The organism is Petrotoga halophila DSM 16923 (assembly GCF_002924615.1).
Genome location: NZ_JALY01000322.1, coordinates 1 through 2,025, shown reverse-complemented (window position 1 = coordinate 2,025; position 2,025 = coordinate 1). Strand labels below are relative to the sequence as shown.

Annotated in this window: 5 protein-coding genes; all 5 read left to right on the top strand. The window is 31.9% G+C overall.

Annotated features, from left to right (window positions below; translation table 11 throughout):
* Nucleotides 1-239: dihydroxyacetone kinase subunit DhaK (locus tag AA81_RS13600; RefSeq protein WP_146050417.1), on the top strand; the 239-nt coding region annotated here is incomplete at its 5' end.
* A gap of 197 nt (nt 240-436) precedes the next feature.
* Nucleotides 437-1,087 (top strand): dihydroxyacetone kinase subunit DhaL, encoded by a 651-nt coding sequence (gene dhaL, locus AA81_RS13595; RefSeq protein WP_103899330.1) that lies wholly within the window; start codon nt 437-439, stop codon nt 1,085-1,087.
* 4 nt (nt 1,088-1,091) lie between these two features.
* Entirely contained in the window at nt 1,092-1,487 is a 396-nt protein-coding gene (gene dhaM, locus AA81_RS13590; protein ID WP_103899329.1) for a dihydroxyacetone kinase phosphoryl donor subunit DhaM, read from the top strand.
* An 84-nt stretch (nt 1,488-1,571) separates the two neighbouring features.
* A complete protein-coding gene (locus AA81_RS13585) occupies nt 1,572-1,856 on the top strand; it encodes an HPr family phosphocarrier protein (RefSeq protein ID WP_103899328.1) in 285 nt (94 codons plus the stop codon).
* Nucleotides 1,857-2,025 (top strand): phosphoenolpyruvate-utilizing N-terminal domain-containing protein (locus AA81_RS14955; RefSeq protein ID WP_169999814.1); only part of this gene is annotated, 169 nt, incomplete at its 3' end.

Below are 2,025 nucleotides of genomic sequence, written 5' to 3'. Positions count from 1 at the left end.
GTGATGAAGTTGCGTTAATGGTCAATGGTATGGGAGGGACCCCTTTAATGGAGTTATTTATTGCAAATAGACATGCCCACCAGGTTTTAGAAAACAGGGGTATCAAAGTTTATAAAAACTTCGTTGGTGAATTTATGACATCGTTGGAAATGGCAGGTATGTCAATAACATTGCTAAAACTCGACCAAGAATTAAAAGAATTATTAGACGCTCCCACTGATATAAATTTGATGAAATGAAGATTATAAGCAGTTGAAAAAAATCTTGTAAAATTGAATAAGTTATCAATAAAGAATACAAAAAGATGTTTAATTTTTTAATTTATAGATGAAAGGAGTGGAGATGTTGTTCGGGGATTCAGTCCCTAAAAATGCCTATCAGGAGGAAATGAAATTATTAAAGGCCATGATAAATTTTAGATATGGAGGACTATCCAATGTCAGAAAAAATTAAGATCACTTCAGAAAAAATTAAAGATATATTTATAAAAATTGCAGATGTGCTCATAGAAAATAAAAATTATTTAACTGAATTAGATGCCGCTATTGGCGACGCAGATCATGGTATAAATATGGCTCGTGGCTTCACAAAAGTAAAAGAAAAAATAGAGCCTAATGGTTTTAAAAATAATAGCGACTTAGTTAAAACTGTAGCAATGACTTTAATATCTACTGTAGGTGGTGCATCTGGGCCATTGTATGGAACTGCTTTTTTAAATATTAGCAAGGTTATTCCTGATTCAGATTTTGATATTGATTCTCTTATAAATATTGGTGAGACTGTAATAGAAGGAATTCAAAGACTAGGCAAAGCTCAGCAAGGAGAAAAAACTATGTTAGATACTATTATTCCGGTAGTCAATTCTCTTCGTGAAAGTAAAGGAAAAGGTTTATCTTTAGAAAGAGCTCTTGAAGAATGTAAGAAAGCTGCTGAAGAAGGAATGAAGGCAACAATTCCTTTGCAGGCTACTAAGGGACGTGCTAGTTATCTAGGTGAAAGGAGTAAAGGGCATCAAGATCCCGGAGCAACTTCGAGCTATTTAATTATAAAAGTAATCGTTGATGAATTAATTTCCGAAATGGAGTGAAAAAATGGTTAGTATTTTGATTGTTTCTCATAGTAAAGAAATAGCAGCAGGTACCAAAAAATTAGCCGAGCAGATGAAACAAGGCGATGTTGAAATATTGGCGGTTGGTGGTACTAAAGAAGGAGAAATAGGTACAGATCCTGATGCAATTTATTCATCATTAAAAAAAATAAATAAAGAAGATGGTGTAATTGTTCTAGCTGATTTAGGTAGTGCCGTAATGAATATAAATATGATAATAGATAGATTTGATGAAGATACTAAGGAAAAAATAATATTAGCAGACGCTCCAATAGTTGAAGGAGCAGTGTTTGCTACAGTAGAAGCGAGTGTTGGGGAAAAACTTTCCAATATAGTATCCTCAATTGAATCACCTAATGTTATAAAAAAGAAACAATAGAATTTATATTTAAGCTTTTTATTAACTATGAAGTAAATTTTTGAGAATTTATAATAACGATAGTAAAAAAAGGAATGATTTAATTTGGTTGAAAAAAAAGTAGAGATCAAAAATAAAATTGGCTTGCATGCACGACCTGCTGCGCAGCTTGTACAAAAAGCATCTAAATTTAAATCAAATATAGAAATAATTTTTAATGAGAAGAAAGTGAGTGCAAAAAGCATAATTGGAGTTATGAGTTTAGGTGTTACCCAGGGAAATGAAATAATTTTAAGAGCTGATGGTGAAGATGCCGAAGAAGCTATCAAAGAAATAGAAAAATTTATTACTGTTGAAATGCTTAAAGAGGATAAAGAGGTGGCAAACTAAATGGAAATGAAAGGAATTGCAGCCTCTCCGGGTATTGTTATCGGTAAAGCATTAATTCTTAAGAAAGAAAAAAGTGATGTCAAAATAGAGACAATATCTGAAGATCGAATAAATGACGAGATTGATAAACTTCATAACGCTATAGAACAAGCAAAAAAAGAAATAAAAA

Excerpts from the sequence above, each read along its gene's own strand:
- dhaL (WP_103899330.1), top strand. The coding sequence starts at position 437 with ATGTCAGAAAAAATTAAGATCACTTCAGAAAAAATTAAAGATATATTT.
- dhaM (WP_103899329.1), top strand. The coding sequence starts at position 1,092 with ATGGTTAGTATTTTGATTGTTTCTCATAGTAAAGAAATAGCAGCAGGT.